This is a genomic window from Methanobacterium sp. BAmetb5 (assembly GCF_003491305.1).
Classification (GTDB): Archaea; Methanobacteriota; Methanobacteria; order Methanobacteriales; family Methanobacteriaceae; genus Methanobacterium.
This window is the reverse complement of record NZ_CP022706.1, coordinates 374,667-399,015: the sequence shown is the minus strand read 5'-3', so window position 1 is coordinate 399,015 and position 24,349 is coordinate 374,667. Positions and strand designations below refer to the sequence as shown.

At 41.3% G+C, this 24,349-nt stretch carries 22 protein-coding genes and 1 tRNA gene; 8 read left to right on the top strand and 15 right to left on the bottom strand.

Annotation, left to right across the window (positions count from 1 at the left end; translation table 11 throughout):
• Positions 1 to 3 precede the first annotated feature (3 nt).
• The 3 genes from rnc to CIT02_RS01860 all read left to right on the top strand — a co-directional run bounded on the left by rnc (position 4) and on the right by CIT02_RS01860 (position 1,428).
• A complete protein-coding gene (rnc, locus tag CIT02_RS01870) occupies positions 4 to 663 on the top strand; it encodes a ribonuclease III (protein ID WP_292613493.1) in 660 nt (219 codons plus the stop codon).
• Positions 664 to 1,065: 402 nt separating this feature from the next.
• The gene (locus CIT02_RS01865; RefSeq protein WP_292613491.1) at positions 1,066 to 1,245 is read left to right on the top strand and encodes a hypothetical protein; all 180 of its coding nucleotides are present in this window, start codon (positions 1,066 to 1,068) and stop codon (positions 1,243 to 1,245) included.
• Between the two features lie 30 nt (positions 1,246 to 1,275).
• Positions 1,276 to 1,428: a hypothetical protein gene (locus CIT02_RS01860; RefSeq protein ID WP_292613489.1), complete on the top strand. Its 153-nt coding sequence runs from the start codon at positions 1,276 to 1,278 to the stop codon at positions 1,426 to 1,428.
• A 299-nt stretch (positions 1,429 to 1,727) separates the two neighbouring features.
• Here the strand turns inward: CIT02_RS01860 and CIT02_RS01855 are convergent, their stop codons facing one another.
• The 4 genes from CIT02_RS01855 to CIT02_RS01840 form a co-directional block, all read right to left on the bottom strand.
• Complete coding sequence (locus tag CIT02_RS01855) at positions 1,728 to 2,723, bottom strand: magnesium transporter (protein WP_292613487.1); 996 nt, start codon at positions 2,721 to 2,723, stop codon at positions 1,728 to 1,730.
• 122 nt (positions 2,724 to 2,845) lie between these two features.
• Positions 2,846 to 3,649: an alpha/beta fold hydrolase gene (locus tag CIT02_RS01850; RefSeq protein ID WP_292613485.1), complete on the bottom strand. Its 804-nt coding sequence runs from the start codon at positions 3,647 to 3,649 to the stop codon at positions 2,846 to 2,848.
• Positions 3,650 to 3,685: 36 nt separating this feature from the next.
• Entirely contained in the window at positions 3,686 to 5,737 is a 2,052-nt protein-coding gene (locus CIT02_RS01845) for a CHASE4 domain-containing protein (RefSeq protein WP_292613483.1), read from the bottom strand.
• Between the two features lie 72 nt (positions 5,738 to 5,809).
• Complete coding sequence (locus CIT02_RS01840; RefSeq protein WP_292613481.1) at positions 5,810 to 7,090, bottom strand: serine dehydratase subunit alpha family protein; 1,281 nt, start codon at positions 7,088 to 7,090, stop codon at positions 5,810 to 5,812.
• A 282-nt stretch (positions 7,091 to 7,372) separates the two neighbouring features.
• Here CIT02_RS01840 and CIT02_RS01835 point away from each other — a divergent pair, with 282 nt between their 5' ends.
• The gene (locus tag CIT02_RS01835; protein WP_292613479.1) at positions 7,373 to 7,765 is read left to right on the top strand and encodes a protease inhibitor I42 family protein; all 393 of its coding nucleotides are present in this window, start codon (positions 7,373 to 7,375) and stop codon (positions 7,763 to 7,765) included.
• A 176-nt stretch (positions 7,766 to 7,941) separates the two neighbouring features.
• On the opposite strand, the gene CIT02_RS01830 is transcribed toward CIT02_RS01835, so the two are convergent.
• The 8 genes from CIT02_RS01830 to CIT02_RS01795 all read right to left on the bottom strand — a co-directional run bounded on the left by CIT02_RS01830 (position 7,942) and on the right by CIT02_RS01795 (position 15,479).
• On the bottom strand, positions 7,942 to 8,610 hold the full coding sequence (locus CIT02_RS01830; RefSeq protein ID WP_292613477.1) for a response regulator: 669 nt from the start codon (positions 8,608 to 8,610) through the stop codon (positions 7,942 to 7,944).
• Between the two features lie 9 nt (positions 8,611 to 8,619).
• Complete coding sequence (locus CIT02_RS01825; RefSeq protein ID WP_292613475.1) at positions 8,620 to 8,931, bottom strand: hypothetical protein; 312 nt, start codon at positions 8,929 to 8,931, stop codon at positions 8,620 to 8,622.
• Between the two features lie 17 nt (positions 8,932 to 8,948).
• Positions 8,949 to 9,128, bottom strand: a complete 180-nt coding sequence (locus CIT02_RS01820) for a hypothetical protein (RefSeq protein WP_292613473.1) — start codon at positions 9,126 to 9,128, stop codon at positions 8,949 to 8,951.
• A gap of 100 nt (positions 9,129 to 9,228) precedes the next feature.
• Entirely contained in the window at positions 9,229 to 10,671 is a 1,443-nt protein-coding gene (locus tag CIT02_RS01815) for a flippase (protein WP_292613471.1), read from the bottom strand.
• Between the two features lie 13 nt (positions 10,672 to 10,684).
• A complete protein-coding gene (locus tag CIT02_RS01810) occupies positions 10,685 to 12,049 on the bottom strand; it encodes a peptide MFS transporter (RefSeq protein ID WP_292613469.1) in 1,365 nt (454 codons plus the stop codon).
• A gap of 38 nt (positions 12,050 to 12,087) precedes the next feature.
• The gene (locus tag CIT02_RS01805; protein ID WP_292613467.1) at positions 12,088 to 13,569 is read right to left on the bottom strand and encodes an amino acid permease; all 1,482 of its coding nucleotides are present in this window, start codon (positions 13,567 to 13,569) and stop codon (positions 12,088 to 12,090) included.
• 15 nt (positions 13,570 to 13,584) lie between these two features.
• Entirely contained in the window at positions 13,585 to 15,039 is a 1,455-nt protein-coding gene (locus tag CIT02_RS01800; protein ID WP_292613465.1) for an amino acid permease, read from the bottom strand.
• Between the two features lie 35 nt (positions 15,040 to 15,074).
• Positions 15,075 to 15,479 (bottom strand): ribbon-helix-helix protein, CopG family, encoded by a 405-nt coding sequence (locus CIT02_RS01795; protein WP_292613463.1) that lies wholly within the window; start codon positions 15,477 to 15,479, stop codon positions 15,075 to 15,077.
• A 301-nt stretch (positions 15,480 to 15,780) separates the two neighbouring features.
• On the opposite strand from CIT02_RS01795, the gene CIT02_RS01790 reads away from it, so the two are divergent.
• From CIT02_RS01790 to CIT02_RS01775, 4 genes are all read left to right on the top strand, one after another.
• Complete coding sequence (locus tag CIT02_RS01790) at positions 15,781 to 16,224, top strand: hypothetical protein (protein ID WP_292613461.1); 444 nt, start codon at positions 15,781 to 15,783, stop codon at positions 16,222 to 16,224.
• Between the two features lie 98 nt (positions 16,225 to 16,322).
• A complete protein-coding gene (locus CIT02_RS01785) occupies positions 16,323 to 16,487 on the top strand; it encodes a hypothetical protein (protein WP_292613459.1) in 165 nt (54 codons plus the stop codon).
• Positions 16,488 to 16,665: 178 nt separating this feature from the next.
• Positions 16,666 to 18,291 (top strand): ABC transporter ATP-binding protein, encoded by a 1,626-nt coding sequence (locus CIT02_RS01780; RefSeq protein WP_292613458.1) that lies wholly within the window; start codon positions 16,666 to 16,668, stop codon positions 18,289 to 18,291.
• 167 nt (positions 18,292 to 18,458) lie between these two features.
• The gene (locus tag CIT02_RS01775) at positions 18,459 to 19,895 is read left to right on the top strand and encodes an MFS transporter (protein ID WP_292613456.1); all 1,437 of its coding nucleotides are present in this window, start codon (positions 18,459 to 18,461) and stop codon (positions 19,893 to 19,895) included.
• Positions 19,896 to 20,034: 139 nt separating this feature from the next.
• On the opposite strand, the gene CIT02_RS01770 is transcribed toward CIT02_RS01775, so the two are convergent.
• The 3 genes from CIT02_RS01770 to CIT02_RS01760 form a co-directional block, all read right to left on the bottom strand.
• Positions 20,035 to 20,997 carry an ABC transporter substrate-binding protein gene (locus CIT02_RS01770; protein WP_292613454.1) on the bottom strand — a complete coding sequence of 321 codons (963 nt, stop codon included), beginning with the start codon at positions 20,995 to 20,997 and terminating at the stop codon, positions 20,035 to 20,037.
• A 150-nt stretch (positions 20,998 to 21,147) separates the two neighbouring features.
• Positions 21,148 to 23,967: a DEAD/DEAH box helicase gene (locus CIT02_RS01765; RefSeq protein ID WP_292613452.1), complete on the bottom strand. Its 2,820-nt coding sequence runs from the start codon at positions 23,965 to 23,967 to the stop codon at positions 21,148 to 21,150.
• Between the two features lie 193 nt (positions 23,968 to 24,160).
• Positions 24,161 to 24,243, bottom strand: a tRNA-Leu gene (locus CIT02_RS01760).
• Positions 24,244 to 24,349 lie beyond the last annotated feature (106 nt).

Here is a 24,349-nt window from a genome sequence, read left to right as displayed (position 1 = left end):
AATATGAAACTACTGGATAATTTTTCAATTAAACCCAATGATACCCATCTTTACGAGCTGGCTTTTTTACATGAGTCCTATTCCCATGAACACGGTCTCAGTGAATGTTATGAACGCCTAGAATTTCTGGGGGATGCCGTACTGGATCTGGTGGTCTCTGAATTTTTATATAAAATGGATCCAGGGTTAAATGAAGGTGAACTAACCCGTATACGTGCTAACTTCGTATGCAAACAGGCACTTTATGCCTACTCTACGGAATGGGGATTGGACCAGTACACTAAAATGGGTGCCGGTGCAGAACTAACTAGGCGGGAAGTAGATTCAGTAGTTGCCGATGTTTTTGAATCTTTTATCGGGGCCCTGTATTTGGACCTCGGTCTGGGACCGGTGAAAGAGTTCCTCTCCCAAACTGTGCTGCCCCACATAGAACAGAAAGATGTATTTTTCTATGATTACAAATCTGAATTGAATCAGCTTTGCGACCATGAGAGCTTGGATTTAACCTATGATCTGATCCACGAGGAAGGAGAACCCCATAACAAAACCTTCACCATGGCTGCACTTATCAATGGAGAAAGCTACGGAACTGGTAGTGGGGGAAGTAAAAAAGAAGCAGAGCAGAATGCAGCCAAGATGGCTCTTATTAACTTTAATTTTTAAAAAGGGGATATTATTAATGATTTTTTTTTCAATTACCATTGGAAATAAATTAAAATTTAATAATGCTCATGGCAAATCCCACAATGAGGGTTATGGAAAAAATTCCAACAATGAATATAGTTTCCCTGTTGTTCATGTAATATTGGTCCTCCAAAAATTAATTCTTCAAACCCCTATTAATCTTCCAACAATATAACTTTATCCCAACATTATTAATTTTTAAGAACATTTTTTTATCATGATAGTAATATTGATGTTAATTTACTTTATGTGAACAACACTATCCCTCACTCCAGTCTTTAAATTAAAAGTTTTTTTATCCTTAATTTCGATTTAGGAATAACAGGAGAAATAAGCGAGAATTTAGATTCTGGAATAAAAAAATTAGATAATAAGCTTAAAGTGGTCGTACTGGCGCTGGTGATAAAGGTCGGGTGGTGGGAGGTGATAATTCTCTTTTCACCGGACTGGATAATGGTCTTTTTGGGTAAGGGGAGAGAGTACGTTGAGGTGAAGAGGATAAAGGCCGTGGTGACCCGGTCGAAAGGTCTCTTTCTGTTGATGGGGAAAGTGGACGAGTAACTGTGGTTGATAGCGGTCTCCAGGTTAGTGATGATAGAATTCGAGGGGAAATCTGCGATAATGGTCTTAAGGGAGAACTGGATAACATCCGGGAGGGATAAGGTGAAAGACACCGAGTTGATTCCGGGGAGAGTGGACGAAGGGGAGCTGGTGACAGGAAACGTGGGGGAAAAATGGTATTAAGATCACCAGAATAGGCATAATTCTCCCAGTAATAAGTAAAACCAGCATTAACAATCACATTAGATATTACTGGCGAATCTGAAGAATCGAATGAAGTTAAACTACTCCCCACTATAATTAATGATGATAAAAGCGTTATTAAACCCAGTAAATAGAATTTTTCCCCCAATATTGTCCCCCCAATGGATTCATAATTGCCCCCACAATTCTTATTATATTCTGTTGTTAAACCCTAATTAAATTAGTTAATGTTACCAAATGGTGGAGGTTAACTTTTTTTGGGCCAGGTTTAATTTGAATCAAGCTCCACGGAGTAAGGTCATGGCCACTGCCAGATAAATGGCCAGGGTAGCTATATCACTGAATATGGTGGCCAGTGGTCCGGTGGCCAATGCCGGGTCGTAGTTAAATTTCTTTAAAATTATGGGAGCAAAGGTGTTAATGGTAACCGAGGCAATGATGCTTAAAAACAGTGCCAAGAAAATAATAACTCCCAATATTAGACTTTGACGGGTCATGTAAGCTAAAAAAGCAGCAAACAAACCGGATACAGCGGCGAGGGTGGTGGCTACCACTACTTCCCGGGCCAGGTATTTTCGAACATTGAGATGGGATTCCAGGGCCATGCTACGGATTATCAGGGCTTCGGTCTGGGCCCCGGCAGCATCACTCATGTACACCATCACCGGTATGAAGCTGGCCAGGGCAATGAAACTGGAGAGAAGTTCTTCAAACTGAGCAATCAGGGATGCGGCCAGTGTACCCCCAATAACTCCAATGATAAGCCAGGGAAGGCGTGAACGTATCATGTGGAGGGCTGAAGAATGTATGGTGGTGTATTCATCCCCCACACGGTGGAATATTCCACCAAAGTTGAACACATCACTCTGCACCTCATGGTTGAATATCTGGAGTATGGTATCGTATGGTACCACTCCCATAAAACCCTTTTCTTCGTTCACCACGGGAATGGATTTTAAACCATGGGAAAGGGCCAGGTAAACCACGTTTTCCTGATCATTGGTAACATCAGTGGTAACCATGTCACGGATCATAATATCCCTGGCTTTTAGACTTTTATCCCCACAAGCCATCAGATTTTTAATGGAAATAACACCGACCAGGGTGTTATCTTCTTCAGTGAGGTAAATGTAATCCAGAGTGGTAAACTGGTGAGCTGAATCCTCCAGTGCCTTTTCAATGTCAGCCAGCATGTTATCTTCATTAAAAACAGGAACATCATTCACCATATTATATCCAGCAGTTTTTATAGGGTATTCAGTGGTTGATTCCATAGCTGTTGACTCCGTTGTGATCACAATAGTGTGAGTAATCTATGTTATCCTCAGTTTAAACATTTAATTACGGGATAAGAAAAAAAACTAGAATACTTTTAATCTCCACTTCAAGTTATTCGTTAATCTGTTTTAAATCCGAATTCCTTTAAGAAATCTTGCAGTAAAGAATAAGTTTTCCCTGGTTGTTCCACCAGCAGATTATGACCAACACCTTCCATAGTTGCCATTTTTCCCTGTTTTAGGTTATTCTTAATGAAAATCCCATGGTGAGAAGGGGTAAATGTATCTTCAGAACCAGCAATAACCAGTGCGGGAACTTTTATTTCATTCAAGCTGTCTTTAAGGTCGATCTGTAGACAAGCCTGGAGGGTGTCGGTTAAACTGGCGAGAGATACCATTTGCCTGGTGGTGGCTTTAATCAAAGAAAAGGTTTCCTGGTTTTCCTCCAGAAACTCCGGGGTGTAGGTAAGAGGAAGGCAGGCATCAAAAAAGGCCTCATAACCCTGCTCTTTAAGGATTTTAAGGAGTTTGTTTAATATTATTTCCAGTGGCGGGTCTACCTGGGCAAAACTGGATATGAGAGTCAGGGAATACATCTTTTCCGGGTGCTGGAGAGCCAGTTCCAGTAAGACTGCTCCACCCAGGGAATGGCCCAGGAAATGGGCTTTTTCAATGTCCAGTGATTCCAGTAACTTTAACAGATCAGTGGCAAAGAGATCCAGAGAGTAGGGACCGGGAGTTTTGCAGGAGTATCCATGGCCCCGTAGATCCACCGCCAGTGCCCGGTAGTTTGTCTGGAGCAGGGGAACCAGACCTCCCCAGGCAGTATGGTCACTACCCATTCCGTGTACTAATACAACAGGATCACCGCTACCTGCATCCTGATAGTATAAATCACAATTTTCTAGTTTTAAGAAGTTCATAGGTTAACTCTATTATTTAAATTACCTGGTAGGATTTTAAAATCTTTCTTTATATTCTGGCTCCTGGAAAGAGATGATAAATCTGGTTCCATGGTCAACTACAACTTTAATTGTACCATCTAACTGTTTGGTTAATTCATTAACTAATTGTAAACCCAGTGAGCTGGTGTTTTTGAAGTCAATATCTTCAGGTAGGCCAATTCCATTATCACACACTTCCAGCTGGTACTCTTCATTCTCCACTGCCTGTAATCGTACACTGATTAGTTTAGTTTCATCCTCTTCCACACCTTTAAATGCGTATTTCATGCTGTTTGATACCAATTCGTTGATTATCAGGCCCAGTGGCATTATGGTTTCCATACTTAAAGAGAATTCACCCACATCTACCTTCATTTCATGCCCGGGTGAATCAAATCCATAGGAATAGGTCAGGTCATGGATCAGGCTATCCACATAGTCTTTAACATCAATACTGGATAAATCCTGGGATTGGTACATGCGTTCGTGGATCAAAGCCATGGAATGGATACGATTTTCACTTTCCTTATACTTAAGAAGGAGTTCCTGGTTGTCGGTTTCTTCTGCCTGAAGCATCAGCAGGGCTGATATTATCTGCAAATTATTTTTCACCCGGTGATGTATTTCCCTTAATAAAATCTCCTTCTCCTGGAGAGAACTTTTAATGTGATTCACTGCCTGGTTATGCTCAGTTACATCAATAAGGGATATCAAGGTCTCATCATCCCCGGAAATATATCCCAGTGTGGCGAAAAAGTCCCTTACACTTCCATTTTTATTCAATAACTGGAACTGTGAATTTTGGATAACCTTAGTTGGCTTGCTTTCCCGGAGTTGATGGGTGAGCTTTCGGAGTTTATTCCCATCTCCAGTAACCACATAATCCATTAGATTTTTCTCTATACCCTCAGGGTGAGGCTTTAATCCAAATATCCTTTGAAATTCAGAGTTGGCAAGAATTATATCCAGGTCGGCGTTGATCATTATCATGGCCGTGCCGGTGTTTTCAAAGATGGTCCGATATCCTTCCTCGCTCTTTTCAAGCTGGATATTGGATTTTTCCAGGGATTGTAACATTTCATTAACGGAAAGTGCCAGATGTGACAGTTCATCATCACCCAGAACTGGAATCCGGGAGGAGAGATCATTGGTATTTTTTATTTTCAGGACACTGGTGGTTATTTTTTCCAGTCTACGCAGGAGGTTTTTATCTATATTATAGTAAACCAGAATGGCCGCCATAATACCCACAATTACAATGGACAGAGTAAGGTAAAAGGTGGCTTTTTCATAGGTCTTGTAGATCATACGGGGAATTTCCACCTTTAAAATCATGGAAGGATGGCCAGAAATCCCGTACAGTAAACTGTAACCTACAGTGGTGCTGGTGTTAACGGCCTGTACATAGGTGGGTGAGTTAACCAGACTTTGTATGTCCATTGGTAAATTAGAACTGGTTAAAGGTATTAGGGTGATGTTTGCATTTTCTGACAGGTTTTCCAGTTCAAATTCATTTAAGTATCGCCCCATTATCAGAGTTCCCTGGGCTGGTCCCTGCCCGTCACTTTTTAGAACTGGTTTGGACACCACAATCAGGGGTGTTCCATTGATAAATATGAATCCAGAGCTATCTTTACTATTCTGGGTCAGGTTGTTGTAGGTAATTTCCTCACTCAGGTTAAGGGGTAAAGGTATATCACTCATTGTCTGCAGGTCCAGGGCCTTGGCAAAGAGGATATTTCCATTTTCATCGGTGAAGATAATTAGGTTAAGGTTAAGCCTGGAAAAAGTAGCATCTAACAGGCTGCGCTCTTTGAAACTGGGATTACTACCACTAACAAATTCATAAGCAGCATCATACTGTGACCAATCATTTGCAGTGTTATTTAAATTGGATAAATCATCATTCAATGCATTCAATGTATTGTTTAGGACCATGGTGGTGTACTGGTTTTCGGTTTCCGTGGAACTGGCCGTGAAAATAGCCTCGGAAATAACCAGAAAACTGGCTACCACTAAAAGAAAAATCAAGGCAATGATGATTAAAATTTTTCCACGCAATTTCATATAAAGCGTCCTTAAACAAATTAATCAAATATTTATTTTTTTAATTATAACTAGTTAATATCCCTATGGTAGTTAGGTCTTTTGCAATATTATTTCCAGAATCTGATCATCTACCGGTACCATTCCTTTGTTAGCCAGGTTGCAAAAATTTTCAATGGTTTTTTCAGCTGTTTCTCCCATAATACCCTCTTTAGTTGGTATTTTAACACCATTAATTGCCAGGAGTGCGGATTGGATGGCGGAATAGGTGCAGGTTGCTATTTTTAGTGCGCATCCTGATTTGGCACCATCACAGATCATTCCAGTGAGGTTGGCCAGCATGATCTGCAGGGCGGATCTAATTTCTGATTTTTTACCTCCTAATAAATAGGTTATACCGCAACTGGCACCGGTGGCAGAGATAATAGCGCCGCACATGGGGGATAATAGTCCAAAATGTGATTTTATATAGATGGTGATCAGATTACTCAAGGTAACTGCCTTTATTAACATTTCTGATGGTAGATCAAGTTTTTCGCCAACGATAACCACGGGGATGGTACTGGAAATGCCCTGATTTCCACTTCCGGAGTTACTCATGGCCGGTAAAGAGCAACCTGACATTCGGGCATCGGATCCGGCGGCAGTGAAGGCTATTGCCTGGGAAATGATGTCATTGGAAAAAAATCCGTTATCTCTATTTCCTTTAATATTGATACCTACCTGGAGTCCGTAGGATTTTTTTAATCCTTCTTTACATATTTTCTTGTTGATTTCAATACTTTTGTGGATAATATCCAGTTTACAGGGGTCAACAGCTTCAACGAAATTCAAGATACCTTCTATATCCATGTCTTCGTTCTTTTCCATATTATAAGAGGGGGATTTTCTTCTAATTATCTGTCCATTAACTTCCACTAACACCACATTGGTGTGGGAATCAGCCACCACAACTTTGACCCGTGAATCATTGGTTTCAAGGATCACCTCCAGATATAATTTGGATTTTGACTTGGCAATGTTTAAGGATATTATACCCTCGCTTATCATTTCTTTGGCGTTTTCAATTTGGGATTTGCTTATATGGTTTAAAATCTCCAGATTTTTATTGGTTTCAGGATTGATAATTCCTAAAGCAGCAGCCATAAGGGGTGATGAAAGATTTATCTCAAAGGGACTGGTTCCGGGGAGAGTAACTGCCATTGCATTTTTAATGAGATTTGGGCTGGCATTTATCTGCACCCGGGTGACAATTCCGTGGTTAGCATATTTCCGGGCCACTGCTGTAGCGTAACTAAAAGCAATGGGTTCGGTACATCCCAGGGAGTTCACTAATTCTTGGTTTAAAATCGCAGTGTATTTTGATTCATCCATACTAATCCTCCTACTACCTTATAGATACCTTTATATATTAAAACTTTTACATTTTAATGTAAGCATGAATAGGGTATTATCTGGAGGTGGTCAGATGTTAGTGGAGTTTTTGTATATTGCAACGGCCGGCTGTTTGGCCTATTCTATACTGGCAGGTTTTTTGATATTTCGCCAGTTAAAAGTTCTTAAACTCCATTTATCGGAATAATTCGATTAACGAGTTAATTAATTAGTTAATATGAATTTTTTAAGGTTATATGAGAAGTTAAAGGAGAGTTTAGTATGAAAAATATTAAAATGGCGGCATCGGTGTTGTTCATGGCATTCTTCTGCATGGTAATGGTTTCTGGTTCATTTGCAGCAGACAACACCATTATGCCTATTCAGGATAAGCAAATAAAAGTGGGAGTCAATGAATCATTTGTAATTTCCCTGGAGAGTAATCCCAGTACTGGTTACAGTTGGATGGAACCTCAATATAATCATGAATTCTTATCCCTCACCAGTAGTCAATATATCCCCCCAAAGATCATTATGTGTGGGGCTCCCGGTGTACAGAAATACACCTTCAAAGCACTCCAACCCGGAGAAACCTCCATAATGTTTCAATACAAAAGACCATGGGATAACTGTATTGGTAAACTAGTTTTTTACAGGGTTGAAATTAAGGAATAACTCCCTTTTTTATTTTTTTTTGAGTTATTATTAAAGAAAGAAATTATTTTTAATTGATGATATTATTTGAAAAAAAAGGATCCTATTTTTTTAATACAAGGTAGAATGATAAAAGTTATTTAGTTAATTAAAAGGATTTAGTTAATTAAAGAATAAAAATAAAAAAAATAAAAAAATCATTTATTATTAAATTCTAAGCATAGTTCATCTCCCTTAGAATAAACCATTACTTCGGAATTTGAATCAATGAGTTGAGGCATGATCCTGCTGAGTAGTTCAAAGAAAACATGGTAAGCTTCTTTATTATTTCTATCGGCAGATACATATATCTTTTTTTGTCCTAGATCGATGTTCAAGGGGCCTTCAATGGAATACATTTCTTTTAATGCATTTTTAATGGTACTGGCTTCCTGATCAATGAAGTGGGTAACCTCGGAATATACATCTTCAAAATCCATGAACTGTCCCTGTTCTGCCTGGTGTTTGTGGAGGGCCATTTCTATATTGGCCTTGATCTCACGGTCCTTGTAGGGTTTCATTATATATCCATAGGGATAAGTTTTAGCCGCCCTATTTATAGTTTCATCGTCAGCGTAGGCAGTTAAATATATAATTGGGATATTATAAAGACTTATTAAGAGTTTTGCTGTTTCTATACCGTCCATTTCTCCTTTAAGTACAATGTCCATCAGAACAAGTTCTGGTTGTTCCTGTTGGGCACTTTCCATTGCTTCTTCACCAGTGGACACTGTACCGGTTACGGTGAACCCTAATTTTTCTAATTTTTTCTTGAGGGACAGGGCCAGTATTCGTTCGTCTTCCACCACTAATATCTTAACAGACATTAACTCACCTTAAATAGCTCTTTTAGGTGTTACCAGTTCCAAACAAATCCTTTCGCCTTTAGGGTAAATGGTGGCGGTTCCACCGTAGGCCTGAATGAAGTTTTCAATAACTTTGCCCAGGACCACGAACACCCTTTCACTATCTCGAACAACGCAGAGATAGGTCTTTTTCAGCCCCACATCCAGGGTGAAGTCTTCCAGCTCGTTGATAATCCTGTTTCCAATAACCGATTCCCTGATGAATTTTTCCTTGTCACCCAGAAACTTATCAACTTCACCAAATATATCAGAATCAATATTCCCCTGTTTATTTTCTTCCATATTTTAACCCCTTGAAACTAGTCAAATATTTCCTTTTCATCAATGTCCATTTCTTCGATTTTCCTTTTACACCAGGTGTAAAGGGCTTCTTCAGCAGCTCTGGACATTTTTCCCTGTTTTTCACCGTAGGATATCCGGGCCAACCTTCGAAAGGCAATTTCTAATTCATCTGATATACATAAAGTTATACATCCCATGGTATCACACACTGACTTAACATAATCATGTCTATTAATTAAAAACCTAACATAATATGTCTATTAATTAAAAATTAACATGTTTGCTATATAACTCTTCTTATTTAGAAGATTTACTCAATTTTAGAAATTGGTTTAAAATCAGTTTATCCTCCTTATTGAATGTTCGCAACAGGTACAATGTTACGGTGTATACAGTTAAGCCTAAAATGGATATGACCAGTAAATTGCCAATAGTGACATACATTAAGAACAGGCACAGGATTAACGTGGAAAACAGGATTTTATGAATATCTTTACCCAGGGACTTGTCGGCTAAATCTAATTTATACACGGCAAATAGGTAAAGGGGCAATATCACTGCTTCAGTTATAAGTGTGGAAACCGAGGCCCCCACGTAACTGAATTTAAAAATCAGTACCCAGTTGGTTATTCGGTTTAAACCTATTCCCAGGGACATGATTTTTACCACGGTTAACTGTTTGTTAACCGAACCCAGAACATTAATGGTTACAGTATTTAAAAATAGAAAAACCAATGCCCAGATCATTATTTGGAGAACAATTATGGAGGGACTGTACTGTATTCCAAAACAGACCGGAATTATCTGGGGTGCTAAAATGGTAATAGCTGCGGATAAGGGTATAACCACCATCAAGGTATATCTAAAACACTTATTAAAAGCGAATTTAAGGGATTTATACGAATTTTTGAATAAAACTGACATCACCGGGAATAGGGCCACCATGCAAACGGAATAAATTGAAAGGAAAAAGAATATAATTTTAAAGGCAATATTGTAGTACCCCACTGCTGTTTCTCCCACCATCAGGGAGATCATTATGGTGGTTATAAAAAAATATATGGTTAAACATACTCCCCCCATACCAAAGGGTATGGATTCTTTAAGTGAAGCCTTCCAAAAGGCAAAATCACACTCTAATTTTGGTACTTTATGTTTAATGGAGTAAACTGTGAATATGTAGAGCATTATCAGAGTATTTCTGATAACATAACTAACGGCAAAAGCCATCACTCCCCAGGAGTAATGTATTGCCGTCAATACCAACAAGATAAAGAAAACATTATCCAATCCAAAAATAATGGCCTGATGTTCCATTTCTTCATAGGCCTGGAAAATTGAAAAAAATATGAAAGCAAAAGAACTGGATACATAGGCTAATGATAAAATAACTATCACAGTAACGGTTTGAACATCATATCCAATTAAAATGGCAATTAAAAAACTGGTAGCCACGGTTAGCACCGATAAAACTGCCTTCAAGGTAATGGTATTACTCACATATTTATCCGCCAGAGAGTTATCCCGGGCCACCTCCCGCACAGTCAGCACCCCCAGACCCAATTCACAGGCAATACACACAATACCGTTAAATGAAAAACCCAGAGTGATAACCCCATAATCATGGGGGCTGAGATAACTGGCCATAATCATCACGGCCCACATGTAAAGAAAGTAACTGAATATATTGGAAATTATCAAAAAACAGGCATTTTTGACAATTCTCTGGGCTGTATTCATATTTACCACCCCCTCATTGTACTCCGTGCATCATTTTCGTAATTCTTTTACTCAGGCCCAACAGGATGATGGCCGAGGTAATGGAAAGAACAATGAAGATCATGAAGAAGGAGGTGAATCCATCAATGGGTATCCCCAACAGTAACGGTACGGGTTTGGCAGGATCTGGATATAGGGTGCTTAAAAGCCCGGCAATAAGGTTGGAGGCAGCAGTGGATAGGAACCACACTCCCATTAAAAGACAGGCAAAACGGGCTGGAGAAAGCTTGGATACCATGGACAAGCCAATGGGTGATATGCAGAGTTCACCCAGGGTCATCATGAAGTACACTCCTACTAGATATAGGGGGCTGACCACGGTACTCCCACCATCCACCATTTGAGCTGCGGGTAATAGGATTATAAATCCAAATGCGAGCAAAATCAGCCCAATGGACATTTTTAAAGGTATTGAAGGCTCTAATCCTTTATGCCGGAGTTTAGGCCATAAAGCGGCAATTAACGGCGCAGTTAATAGGATCAGAAGTGGATTGATGGATTGGAACCATGGTGTGGGGATGGTGAAGTTGTTTAAAGCGGAGATCACCCGGTCCACATTTTGATCGGCAAAAAAGGTCAAAGATACTCCGGCCTGTTCAAAGGATGCCCAGAAAAATATAACGAAAAAGGCCAGTATGAAGATCACCGAAATTTGATGTTTTTCTATGGTGGTTAAGGGACCGGTGACGGATTTTTTATCTTCACAGTAGAGTTCTGGCTTTGAACCCACACTTTTACCAGTGGGTGTAACCAGATAACGGTTTTTACCCAGGATGAAGATTATTAAACCAATTAACATACCCGTACCTGCTGCCAGGAAACCGTACATGAAGTCTCCGGGGTTACCAGTATCCCCCAGTGCCCCAATTATCAGGGGAGAAATCAGTGCACCAAGGTTAATACCCATATAAAACAGGGTAAATGCCGAGTCACGTCTTTCATCATTCTTAGAGTATAAAAATCCCACCATGGATGATATATTGGGTTTGAAGAACCCGTTTCCCAACACCAGTAATGATAATCCCAGAATAAAAAATAGGGATTGGGTGTTCAATGTGAAAAAGGAATGGGGAACGTTAATGGAAGTGGGCATGTAAAGATAGCTGGAAAAGGCCAGGGAGAACTGTCCCAATGCCATTAGAATACCCCCGGTAACAATGGATCTTCTATTACCCCAGAACCGGTCAGCCACATATCCTCCCAGAAGTGGAGTTAAATAAACCAGTCCAGTGTAATAACCGTAAATAGTGGAGGTGAAAGCTTTACTGTAGAACAGGGACTCAATCATATACAGGGACAGAATTGCCCGCATACCATAATAACTGAAACGCTCCCACATTTCCGTGAAAAAAAGTACATATAAACCTTTAGGGTGTTCTAATATCTTTTAGACCCCCTGATATTTTTCAGCAAAGCTTTTACCTGGCTTTTAATTTTCAGATTGATAGAAAAAGTATTTTCTATGTTTTCATACAGCTGATTCTGTAGTTTACTATTTTTCATGCCGTAGGCTACGTAAACTGCCAGTCCAATGATCAAACTAATGGAAAACCTCTCCAGTGTTGTGTGGGATAGTTGGGTGATTAAAAAGCCACAGAAAACTATAGAAAGCACGGGTATGACTGGCACTAAGGGACATTTGAATTTTCTAGGTAGATCTGGTTCCCGTATCCTTAGTATGATTATGGAGATAGCTAAAAAGATGAATGCCGAGAGGGTTCCAATGTTTACCAGTTCAATAATGGTGTTCAGGGGTAAAAAGCCGGCAATTAAAGAGGCAATAATTCCCACAATTAAAATGGAAACAACCGGTGATTTATGTTCGGGATGCAATTTGGAGAAAGAAGAAGGCAGGAGCCCATCACGGGACATGGAAAAGAAGATCCGGGTTTGACCAAATAGACTGGTTAACAGTACCGAGGTAAGACCAAAAATGGCCCCAAAAGACACTATGGAAGCTGCCCAATAAACATGGGCGCTGTTAAGGGCAAAGGTAACTGGGGATGAAGTATTTAAGGAAGTGTAGGGTACCATTCCATTTAAAACAGCGGCCACTGCAATGTACAGAATGGAGCTAATTACCAGCGAGCCAATAATGCCAATGGGCATGGTTCTCTGGGGATTTTTAGTCTCTTCCGCTGCAGTGGAAACTGCATCAAAACCAATATAGGCAAAGAATACAATGGCTGCCCCCTGGAGTATTCCGGACCATCCATAGGGGGCAAAAGGATGATAATTAACCGGGTTAATATGGTTCAATCCCACCAGAATAAACAGGATGATTATGGCCACGTTAACGGTTACAATGATGGCATTGAACCTGGTGCTCTCTTTCACTCCCCGGATAAGGATCCCGGTTAATAAAAGAATTATTAAAACTGCCGGAAGATTGATGAGTCCCATTCCGGGGGGCAAGGTTAAGATCTGGGGGAAGTGGATTCCAGCTGAATTGGCCAGTTCCATGATATAGGCTGACCAGCCCACGGCCACTGCTGAAGCCGAGATGAGGTACTCGTACATGAGTACCCATCCAATCATCCAGGCCCATATTTCGCCCATGGCCACATAGGTGTAGGTGTAGACACTTCCGGATATGGGTATCATGGATGCAAATTCAGCATAGCACAGGGCGGTGAAAATGCAGGCCACCGCCGACACCACAAAGGATAAAACCAACCCCGGTCCGGAGTACTGGGCTGATACTACTCCGGTTACAATGAATATACCTGCACCCAAAATGCAGCCCAGGCCAAGAATTATCAAATTTAAAGGACCAATAGTTCTTTTCAAAGAATTCTGGTCCTCCTCTTTTGATAATAGATCACTGATTGGTTTTTTACGGAAAATGTGTTTCTTCACTCTCTCACCAATCAGTTACTTGCCGCTGTCCTTTTCATCTACCATGGTTTGGATAAGAGGGATATCCGTGTTCAGGGATGCATCACTGGAATTATCCTCATCTTTTCCTGAATTCTTATACATTCTATATGCAAAATAGAAAATAAGTCCTAAAACTGTCCAGACTGCGAATACTTCCACAGTCAACTTGGTTAATTGACTTATCAAAGCCAGACAGGCTATGATGGACATTACAGGCACCACTGGTACCAGGGGGCATTTAAATTTACGGGGAATGTCTGGTCTGGTCTTTCGAAGTATTATGACACTTAGAGCCAGGAAAATGAAAGCAGTTAAGGCGGCCATGTTAACCAGTTCAAAGATATCCCCTAATGGTAACAACCCGGCTATGAATGCAGTCACTATCCCCACCAGACCAATACTCACCGCCGGTGAGTTGAAGTTGGGATGTACTTTAGCCAGTTTTTTAGGGAGTAAGTTATCCCGGGACATGGCAAACATTAATCGGGGTACCACAAACAGGTTCACCAGGATAACGGTGGTTAGACCAGCAATGGCTCCCACGGTAATTATGGTGGTAGCCCAGTTAACTCCCACGTATTCCAGGGCCATCATCACTGGTGCTTCACTACCAGTAAACATGGCAAAGGGCACCATTCCATCCATCACCGCAGTTACGGCAATGTAAATAATGGAACAGATAGCCAGGGAACCTATTATTCCAATGGGTATGGATCTCTGGGGGTTTTTGGTTTCTTCAGCAGCCGATGCTATGGCATCAAAACCCATGTAGGCAAAGAACACCATAGCCGCTCCCTGAAATATTCCAGAAATCCCGTTAGGGGCAAAGGGAACGTAATTGAGGGGGTTAATGAAGTTAATTCCCACCACCACAAACAGCAGTATAACCGCCAGTTTAACAAAAACCATGGTGGCATTTACCCGGGTACTTTCCTGAGCCCCCAGAACCAGTATGCCACTGATAATCGCAATAATCAAAAAAGAAGGTAAATTTATAAGACCTCCTGCCAAGGGGGAGGTGGTAAGGTAAGCCGGAAGGTGGAGTCCCATGGAACCTAACAAACCCATGGTATAGGATGACCAGCCAATGGCCACTGAGGCCCCGGCAATAACATACTGCAGGATTCCAGTCCAGCCCACTATCCAGGCCCACATCTCCCCCAGTGTTACCTGGGCGTAGGTGTATATACCTCCGGTGACCGTGATCATGGAGGCCATTTCTGAATAGCACAAAGCAGTGAGTGTGCAGGCCACTGCTGCAATTACAAAGGAAACTATCAGGGCTGGGCCAGAAATAGCCGAAGCAATTCCCGTTACAATGAAAATTCCCGCACCAATAATGGCTCCAATACCCATAATTATCAAACTTATCGGACCCAAAGTGCGTTCAAATTTTTCATTTGACGGATTACAATTCAAACATTCCTCTATATCCTTTTTGGTGAACATTATTTTCCCCCTACCTTTCAAAATACAGGAGATGGTTAATTCACCGGACTGGAAGTGGAAAGTTTCACATGTTCCACTCCGTTAAGGCGCTGAATTTTGTTCATCATATTCCGTATGTCTTCCATGTCACTTTCCACGACTATCACGTCTAAACAGTGACTTCTACCTGTATCCAGTTGTAGGGCGGTTTTGATATGCTGGTTAAACTGTTGCTGAATATCTTTGAGGTCTTCCAGAACTCCGTTGTAATGGAAATCATAATAAACAGTTAATACTCCTAACTGATCACCCTTAATTTCGTTCAACTCATGAGTACGTATTATGTAATCTTTCAGGGCGTCTCGGATACCCTTGGAACGGGATCGGTATTCTCGATCCAGGACAACATCATCAAAATCTTTTAACAATTTTTTCGGTAGCGATATGCTTATTCTCATCATTTTAAAACTCTCCTTTTGAATATCTCTTTAATTGGGTGTTTACTGAGGTTATGAAGGCCTATTAAAAAACATAACAACAATTGTCTCAGTTTTTAACCTTTTTGATTATCATAAATTATTACTTTTTCCATTTTAAATTAAAATGTAAAAGTTTATATATATAAACTTATCTATGTTAATTTTAAATAATAAATTTATGTCCAGAGCGTACAGGTCAAAAAAATGTTATAAAAATCTTAGATTTTATAAAATCATTAATATAATGATTTTTTAATCATTTAAAAAGTTATCAGTGGTTAATATGAATATAAAAACGTTTTTACTGGGAGTAATAATTATTGTCTTAGTGGTTACCACTATTGGAACAGTAGGCAAGGATCAGGTGGAACAAAAGGATAGTGAGCAGATTACAGCGCACGGTATGGATGAATCAGAGCTAAAAAGAGAATTCAACCGTATTGCATCCTTACCATACAGTCAATGCAAGTGCCGTGAAAAGAGTGACCTGCTCTGTGACTTCATACATCAGCACGACCCTTACAGCAAAGTTCGTACCATAAGCATCACCCATAAAAGTGGGAAATACTCCCATGTTTTTGTGGAATACGAGGGAGTTATATTTGATCCCACTTGTGAACCGGCTTTGTACCGCCAATCATGGGATAAATATAATAAAAATCTGGATATATGGGGTTTTGACCGTAAACAGATAATATCTCAGGGTTACGAAGGAGTTTACCTCTGATAATTCAGATTTCATTTAAAGGTAAAAAGTAAAAGTTTAAATATATAAAGTTTGCTAAGTATGGTTAAGGATGAAGAATACCATGAGGAGAATACAGTATGGGAGATATTCTGGGAATAGGAAAAATTGTAGATGCAAACAGTGGAAGTATACCTGCAGACTGTGAGAAAAATGGTAGTTCAGTAATAGTTAAATTAGGTGGGGCCTGTAATAAGACAGATTGTCCACTTTATGGCACATGGTCTTGTCCTTTCAGCTGGTAGAACCACTAATTTAATTAAAACATTTACGGGTATTTAAAAAATTTTGTTACCTGCAGTAGTGGTTTTCGTGGAAACAAAATACCCTAAAAGGGAGGAAAAAGGAATCATTGATGGTGTTACCTTTTTCCTCTTCCTATTAATTCAATATTTTTTTGGTTTTATGCCTAAGTAAATAATTATGACCAAGACTAGTTTCCTATCATTTTCCCGGAAATTTATTAAACCTCACTGGGGAACCTTATCACTTATCCTTTTTTTAACCATTTCCTCACTTCTTTTCACATTTATAAGTCCCTTACTTCTAAAAACCCTGGTTGACGATGTTTTCGTAGCTAAAAACCTCAATATATTTGCTTACATCATCGCGGGAATCATAGTTATGTACCTGATATCAGCAGTTTCCAGTTATTTTAACAGTTTCATCACCGGAAAACTACAGTTAACCCTGCTAAAGGAGGTGTCAGAGTGTGCATACAGTGCAGTGCAATCTGCTCCTCTGAAATCCACACAGAATATCAAGGTGGGAGATTTGATAACCCGGATCATGGGAAACACCCAGATCGCCATTAACATCCCGGTTCGTATTATTCCCCAGCTTTTTACCTGTATGGCCAGCATATTCGTACCCTTTCTTATAATGTTATCTTTAAACTTCCAGCTGGCCCTCATCATCATGAGTCCGGTGATATTATTTATCGTGCTATCTGCCCTCTTCGGTGCCAAAATGGAAGAAATTCAGAAAAAATTTTTAGAAGATAATGCACAAGTATATTCCTTTTTAAAGGAAAATTTAGCCATCATACCGCTGATTAAAGTTTTTAACCTGGAAAAATGGTCTCAAAAAAGGTTCAGCTACCAGATGGATGAATACTATAACACATCCATAACCTACACCAGAACGTCTTCTTTAAACTCCTCTTTAAGTTCGCTGATCATGGCAGTTCCCGTTGTTCTTTTAATAGGCTTCGGGGGATACATGGTGATATATGGTTCCCTCAGCCTGGGAACCTTCACTGCCTTCTTATCCTACACTTCCATATTCTTTACACCCATCTCCCAGTTGTCCGGAATATGGACTTCCTATAAAAGTGCCTTACCGGCCTTTGATAGAATAGAAGAAATCCTGGATCTGGAAGAGAAAGAGAGCAGAACCCAGTCCCTGGCAATAGATGAAGGCACCATCGAACTGGATGATGTGTGGTTTTCCTACCATCATAGAAAGGTTTTAAAAGGATTCCAGGCCACTTTCACCCAGGGTTTGAACTATATTGTGGGGGACAATGGAAAAGGAAAAAGCACCATCTTAAAATTGATCTGCAACCTTTATAACGTGGATAAAGGTTGTATCAAAATAGATGGCCAGGATATCAGTCAGGTGGAAAGGGAAAGTTTAAGATCCTCAATTTCCATGATTTTTTCAGAAACCTACCTTTTTGATGGTTCCATATATGATAACATCCTCATCGGTAACCTGGATGCCTCCCAGGAAGATGTGGTCCGTGTGGCCAAAATGGTGAAGTTACATGAGTTCGTGCTAAGCACTCCCCAAAAATATGATACCCCTGTAGGTGAAGGGGGCCTGATGTTGTCCAGTGGGGAGAAACAGAAAATAGCCCTGGCCCGTGCAGTTCTAAAAAATTCACCAATCATCCTCCTGGATGAAGTAACTAAATCCATAGATGCGGACTCAAGAAAGGCAATTAACCAGGTTATATCCATTCTAAAAAATGAGAAAACCGTGATAATTGTCACCCACCACGAAGGGGATAGGGTGGCAGAAGGTAATGTCATCCCTATAAAATAGTTTCTGGTAAATCAATATATTATCATCAATTTTTTAGGATGATTCTAGTGGTAATTCTTCAATCCTATTTATTATCACTTGGTTGGTTTAGAAAAAATTATTAATACATGTATACTGATATTAACAACTGTATTATCATTCTTTTCATTTAACAGGAGAAACATTACGTGGAAACTAAAAGAATATCCAATGCCAATCTAGTGAACCTCACTGTTATTTTTGCAATGTTTTTATGGTCATTCAGTGCAGGGGTGGTTAATATATCCCTCCCCACCATAGCTCAATTTCTGGATATCAGCATGGCACTGGCTTCATGGGTGATTATTGGACATATGCTTGTTTTAGTAAGCACATTACTGTTTTTCGCCCGATTATCAGATTACATTGGTCATAAAAAAATCTTCATGTGGGGTTTACTCATATTCATAGTTTCCTCCTATCTCTGTGGATTGTCCCAGGATCTTTACACCCTGATCTTTTACCGCCTAATAATGGGTTTAGGTTCAGCCATGCTTCTTTCTGTTTCTCCAGCAATCATCTCCACGGTTTCTTCAACCAATGTTCGGGGCCGTGCCTTTGGATATATTTCCCTGGCCACTACCCTGGGCCTTTCCGTAGGTTATCTGGTGGGAGGATTCATCACCGAAAACCTGGGCTGGAATTATGTGTTCTTTTTAAGTGTTCCTCTGGGCGTAGTAGTGCTTTTAATGGCCCAAGCCCATTTTAAACATCTCCCCTTTAAAAAAGAACATAATCATTCCTTCGATGTAACGGGTGCTCTTTTATCATTTTTCTTCTTTTTAGTATTGATCCTAACTCTAGAAACCATGGGGGATACGGGAATACCCTTTTTATATACTCTGATAGGTGTTGTAGCCAGTGTGGTCATGGGTCTGGGTTTTGCGGTGTGGGAACTTCGTCATCCCCATCCCCTGGTGAATCTTAAACTATTTTTAAATCCCTATCTTTCCATGGCTGTCGGAGCAGCCTTTTTAACCACGTTGATCTTGACGGGAACCATATTCTTGATTCCCTTCTATCTGGAACTGGTAAAATCATATACCACTGAATTTTCCGGGTTACTGGTTTTTGCATCTACTTTACTGGTAGTGGTAGTGGGTCCTTTATCTGGTTGGCTCTCTGATAGATTGGGAGCCAAAAAAATCAACACATTGGGGGCGATTTTCCTCTTAATAGCACTGGGACTTTTTACTTTAATGGACAGTACAGTGGGTCTGCTTTTCATTTTCATGGCCCTGGCTATCAGATCATTATCTGACGGAATTTTAAACCCGGCTAACAGTAAAATGGTAATTAGTCACAGCCCCCCTGGAATGTTAAACACTGTATCTGGCCTTCTTAATGCGGCCCGCTATTTTGGACTGGTTATAGGAGTTGTGGTATTCCAATCAATATTTAATAACACCATCAGCAGATACGCCCTCACCTTGGATGTTTCCGCATCCGGGTCTCTGGAGATGACCCTTCCCGTCGGTACACTGGCCCAGGGATTTCAAGCTGCGTTTGCTGTAGGGCTTATTCTATCGGTAATTGTGATCATTTTCACCCTTCTGGGATGTGAATATAAAAAACCGGCACAATAGTGTATCTAAAAAAATACAGGGTTTCAGTCAATTATGAGTCCAAACCATTGATTTAAAACCTTAAGAATTTACTCCTAGATTAACTCTTAGAATTTACTCCATGATTAATTCTTATAATTTACTAAAACCAACTATGGTCTCACGGCATGCTTAAAAACTCAAAATCATACAGACTATCATTACTGGGGAACTGATTAAGGTAACCCAGTCTCATCTGGATTTCCATGAATTGATAAACATCCTGGGTGAAATTCTGGTTTGGACAGCAGGTGTAGTTTAAATGATTCAGAGATTCTGCTTCCAGCACTTCACTGGAACCCAATTTTCGGGCTATGATCTGGCTGGCCTCTTCTTTATTATTTATAATAAATGTCGTGGCCTTAACATGGACCTTAAGGAAACGTGAAAGCTCGGAGGGACTTTTTTCAATGAATTTATCACTGGCCACCACCACGCAGCAGGGATGATTATTCCACCAGTCATTGGAGTACATTAGGACTCTACCATAACCATTGACGTTGGCGGCAGTTACATAGGGTTCCCAGGCTACATAGGTATTAATTTTACCATTCCTTAAAGATACCGGCATAAGGGGAGATTCTAATTCTATTGTAGTGATCTGGGATGGGCTGATATTGTTATCGGCCAGGAGATCATGAAGGATCACATCCTGTACTGAACCTTTACTGGGAATGGCCACTGTTTTCCCTATAAGAGCTTCTGAAAGGTTAGATGAACTGTTAAGCTCTCCAACAACTCCACTACCGCCAGTATTAACCGGGGCCACAATTTTCACCGGGGCCCCTTCACTGATGGCTGCAGTGGCTGGTGCTATACCGCAGTAACCAATATCAATCTGACCTTTTTCCAGAGCAGCTATTACCTCTTTACCGGAACGGAAAGGAACTAAGTTAACATTTAAACCAGCTTTACTGTACATATTCATTTCATCGGCCACGAAAACCGCAGCATGATGATTGCTGGGAAGGTAACCTACATTTATGGTTGTCTCCTTCACCTGAATATAATCGTAGGTGCTGTAAACTAAAAAAATAGCTATGAATATAATTACCAAGAGTTTAAGAATGTTATACTTGTCCATGGTACAACCCGATAGTATTAATTGATGATATGGAGAGGAGTTGTATTAAAGGTTTTAGATTATATGAACTGCCCCGATATAGGTAGATAATAAAAAAAATGATATAACCTTTCTATTATTTATAAATATTTACTTTAAGTTTCTAACAGTTCATTCATCTTCCAAAAGTTCCTTTAAACTATCTCTGGCCTCCTCATTTAAGGGATTAATCTCCAGGGCCTTATTATAAGCCTGAATAGCTTTTTCTCCCTCACCAAGGGCCTGCCGGGCCATGCCCAAGACACACCAAGCATCGTCCCAGTCACCCCTTAACCTGGTGAGTTTTTCCGCTAGATCCCGGCATTGCTTATGGTTACCAGTTTTATAGAGGGAAATTGCCAGGTAATAGATGGTTTCCGGGTTATTCGGGTCTATCTGCAGGGCTCTTTTAAGGGATTTCAATGCTTTCAGTTGGTGGTCCTGCTGCTGCTCTATCATGCCCTGGTACTTCCAGGCCGAAAGTAGGCTCTCATCCATCTGCAGGGCCTTCTGGAAACAGGAAAGTGCTTCCGGGTAGTTACCATTGAGGTAGAAGGATTCACCCTTTTGGGCGAGATTCTGGGGATTTTCAAATTCATGGTAACCCTCCGCACCCACCATAGATGTTTTTAAAGGAGGACTGGAGATCTCGGGATGATCCATTGCCAGATGGGTGGGGAAATCCATGGTTTCACCTTCCATCATCTTCATTATAGATTCTAAAAGGAATATAGTTCCACTTTTATGGAGGGGCTTGTTATCGTTACCACATTTGGGGGAATAGATGCAGGTGGGGCATCCTTTACGGCACTGGCAGCTTTTAACCATGTCCCGGGTGACCTCCACCAGTTTTTCCATGACTTCCACTGCCTTTTCTGCCAGTCCAATTCCACCCTCGTAGGCATCGTAAATGAAGATGGTTGCTTTCCCGGTTTGGGGGTGGTAATTGGTGGATAATCCACCTATATCAAACCGGTCACATAAAACCAGCAGGGGGAACATGGAGATAAGGGCGTGTTCTGCACCGTGGAGGCTACCAGCGTAGGCATCCTTCTTGGTGAAGATGTTTTCCAGTGCATCAGCTACCATTCCCGGTACAGTGAACCACAGGCCCCGGGTATGGTACTTTAAAGGAGGTAAGTCCAGTTCGTGGGTGGCCAGGGTTTTACCGTAGATCATTTCCTTGTACTTGTAGAAGTCCTGGGTAACCTTCACCTCTCCAAAGGAGACCGAAAAGTTACCAATTTTCCGGTTGTTCAGCTCTTTTTCAATGGTCACTTCCACATTCCGAAGGGCCTGAGTATGGTAATCCACATCCATCTTCTTGACATTGATGGTTCGTTTTTTGAGGTTGAACTGGTCCACGATGTAGGTTTCCCCCTGATTTATGAGAACTGCCCCTTCGTGGGCCTCACTGTAGGCATGTTGCCGGTCCATGGTCTCCATCAAACGTTTATTATGGAAGACACGGAAGTGGTCACTGGATATCTGGTCCAGGCTGATTTCCATGGCCGGGTCCTTCCGCCCCACATAGGTTAATCCCTGGCCAGTTTCCTGTACCAGGCCCATCTGGCGTATCTCTTCTAAAGTATCGTAGTCCGCCTCAAAGTACCTTTCAAAGTCATCCACAGTTAATGGTAACTCTTTTATGGCACACAAGAGGTGTCCGTTGACTATCCTCCGGTTCTGGAGGTCGATAACTGCGTTTTCATGTGATTTGTGGAAGAGGAATTCAGGGTGCTTCATGAGGTACTGGTCCAGGGCGTTTTCAAAGGCCACCATCACCACCAGGGACTCATTTTCCGCCCGGCCTGCCCTACCGGCCTGTTGCCAGGTGCTGATCATGGTTCCGGGGTAGCCACTGATGATCACCCCGTCCAGACTACCCAGATCCACCCCCAGCTCCAGGGCATTGGTGCAGGTCACCCCCACTAGGTTACCTGTTTTGAGTCCCTTCTCTATTTTCCTCCTCTCTTCGGCCAGATATCCCGACCGGTAGGCAGTTATGCGGTTAACCATATCCGGCCGGGTTTCATTCAACTCTTTCTTGGTCCACATGGCGATGATCTCCGCCATCTTCCGGCTAACCGTGAAGCACAGGGTCTGTAGATCGTTTAGGACCATGAGCTGGAACAGGTTCTTGGTCTCCTGGTGGGTGGAAAGATCACCCCACTTGGCAAAGGGGTTGTATAAGATGAAATGCTTCTTCCCACTGGGAGAAGTATCATGGTTAACCTCCTGGAAGGTTTTACCCACCAGGTTACGGCTGAACTCCTGGGGATTAGCCAGAGTAGCGGAGGAGAGAATGAACTGGGGGTAACTACCGTAATGGTTGCATATTCGTCTTAACCTTCGGATTAAAAAGGCCACGTTGGAGCCGAAAACCCCCCGGTAGTGGTGGGCCTCGTCAATCACCACGTACTTGAGGTTGCGGTAGAAACGGCTCCACTGGTGGTGCCAGCCCAGGATAAGATGTAACATGTAGGGATTGGTTAGAATGAGGCGTGAGTTTTCCTTGATCCAGGGGCGGATGTTCTTGGGGGTGTCCCCGTCGTAGATATTAGGCTTGAAGTCCAGTCCACAGGAGGATTCCAGGTGTTTCAGGACGCTCAGCTGGTCATTGGCCAGTGCCTTGGCCGGGTAAATGTAAAGGGCCGTAGCCTCCTCATCCTGACTCAACGTTTCCATGATGGGCAGGTTAAAGGCCAGGGTTTTACCGGAAGCCGTAGGGGTGGTTATGAGTACGTTCTCCCCTTCCCGGATGAGCTGGGTGGCATCAACCTGGTGCTGGTAGAGTTGAATACGGCTGTCCTGGAGGTACTTCTGGATGGATAATGGTAGGCCCTTCACCTCACCGTACTCTGCCTGGCGGGCATTGAGGGTTTCGATATGTTCCACCTTCCGCCTGAAGGTGCGGTTACCTTCCAGTGCATCGAGGACTTGTTGTAACATGATAATCTTCTTATCACATATATGCCCGTTATGGTATAAATAAATCGGTTAAGGTGCTTTTAGATAACCGGAGGCGGAGGTTAATTAATATTTAAATAGGGGTATTAACCTGGTAAAGGGATTTTAAAAAAAAAGACACTCGTAATAGAAGATTTAAAGAAATGGTTTCAAGAGTTAATTATTAAAATTAGAGTGCAGGGGAAGGGATTCGAACCCTTGAAGGCCTACACCAATAGGCCCTGAACCTATCCCCGTTGACCGCTTGGGTACCCCTGCAGTATAACCACATTGGTGGAGGTCATATATAACCTTTCGGTCTGAATCCACTCACTTAACACATTACCTCCGGTGTTTATTAAGAATTTTCCACTCTGGCTGGATG

Bases quoted from the DNA above. Each gene is read 5' to 3' on its own strand.
- CIT02_RS01845 (WP_292613483.1), bottom strand. From the start codon at position 5,737: ATGAAATTGCGTGGAAAAATTTTAATCATCATTGCCTTGATTTTTCTT.
- CIT02_RS01800 (WP_292613465.1), bottom strand. From the start codon at position 15,039: ATGTTCACCAAAAAGGATATAGAGGAATGTTTGAATTGTAATCCGTCA.
- CIT02_RS01815 (WP_292613471.1), bottom strand. From the start codon at position 10,671: ATGAATACAGCCCAGAGAATTGTCAAAAATGCCTGTTTTTTGATAATT.
- CIT02_RS01835 (WP_292613479.1), top strand. From the start codon at position 7,373: ATGAAAAATATTAAAATGGCGGCATCGGTGTTGTTCATGGCATTCTTC.
- CIT02_RS01780 (WP_292613458.1), top strand. From the start codon at position 16,666: ATGACCAAGACTAGTTTCCTATCATTTTCCCGGAAATTTATTAAACCT.
- CIT02_RS01855 (WP_292613487.1), bottom strand. From the start codon at position 2,723: ATGGAATCAACCACTGAATACCCTATAAAAACTGCTGGATATAATATG.
- CIT02_RS01825 (WP_292613475.1), bottom strand. From the start codon at position 8,931: ATGGAAGAAAATAAACAGGGGAATATTGATTCTGATATATTTGGTGAA.
- CIT02_RS01785 (WP_292613459.1), top strand. From the start codon at position 16,323: ATGGGAGATATTCTGGGAATAGGAAAAATTGTAGATGCAAACAGTGGA.
- CIT02_RS01770 (WP_292613454.1), bottom strand. From the start codon at position 20,997: ATGGACAAGTATAACATTCTTAAACTCTTGGTAATTATATTCATAGCT.
- CIT02_RS01860 (WP_292613489.1), top strand. From the start codon at position 1,276: ATGATAGAATTCGAGGGGAAATCTGCGATAATGGTCTTAAGGGAGAAC.
- CIT02_RS01810 (WP_292613469.1), bottom strand. From the start codon at position 12,049: ATGTGGGAGCGTTTCAGTTATTATGGTATGCGGGCAATTCTGTCCCTG.
- CIT02_RS01830 (WP_292613477.1), bottom strand. From the start codon at position 8,610: ATGTCTGTTAAGATATTAGTGGTGGAAGACGAACGAATACTGGCCCTG.
- CIT02_RS01790 (WP_292613461.1), top strand. From the start codon at position 15,781: ATGAATATAAAAACGTTTTTACTGGGAGTAATAATTATTGTCTTAGTG.
- CIT02_RS01765 (WP_292613452.1), bottom strand. From the start codon at position 23,967: ATGTTACAACAAGTCCTCGATGCACTGGAAGGTAACCGCACCTTCAGG.
- rnc (WP_292613493.1), top strand. From the start codon at position 4: ATGAAACTACTGGATAATTTTTCAATTAAACCCAATGATACCCATCTT.
- CIT02_RS01820 (WP_292613473.1), bottom strand. From the start codon at position 9,128: ATGGGATGTATAACTTTATGTATATCAGATGAATTAGAAATTGCCTTT.
- CIT02_RS01840 (WP_292613481.1), bottom strand. From the start codon at position 7,090: ATGGATGAATCAAAATACACTGCGATTTTAAACCAAGAATTAGTGAAC.
- CIT02_RS01850 (WP_292613485.1), bottom strand. From the start codon at position 3,649: ATGAACTTCTTAAAACTAGAAAATTGTGATTTATACTATCAGGATGCA.
- CIT02_RS01795 (WP_292613463.1), bottom strand. From the start codon at position 15,479: ATGATGAGAATAAGCATATCGCTACCGAAAAAATTGTTAAAAGATTTT.